This window comes from Ochrobactrum sp. SFR4 (assembly GCF_019730395.1).
Classification (GTDB): domain Bacteria; phylum Pseudomonadota; class Alphaproteobacteria; order Rhizobiales; family Rhizobiaceae; genus Pseudochrobactrum.
In genome coordinates this window covers 1-304 of record NZ_JAAPBB010000577.1, presented here as the reverse complement: position 1 = coordinate 304, position 304 = coordinate 1, and the positions used below count along the sequence as shown (strand labels likewise).

The 304-nt window shown below is 40.5% G+C and carries 1 protein-coding gene; it reads right to left on the bottom strand.

The features are described from left to right. Positions 1-102: 102 nt before the first annotated feature. On the bottom strand, positions 103-304 hold a 202-nt coding region (locus HBA93_RS20330; protein ID WP_221724481.1), incomplete at its 5' end, for a hypothetical protein.

Genomic DNA, 304 nt, shown 5'->3' with positions numbered 1-304 from the left:
ACAAAATGACAAATTGTTAAATTTCCCTTAACGTGCCACGATAATGCCCTAAATGAACGAATATCACGTTCTTGCTGTCTGGCGATAATCATATGATTCCCGTCAGTGATGTTTTTCAGGCAGCATATTTTCAAGCGATCTAACGCTTTTAAACCTTGTAAAGATGTGCATTTTCCGAAGATGGTTTTCATCCTCCCGATGCACACTTAAAGAATAAGAAAAGGAAGATATCATGTCTCTCCGTAACTCAGTTGCTCTTATGGCTGCTTTTGCCGCCGGTACTTTTGCTGTTTCCGCATCAGCT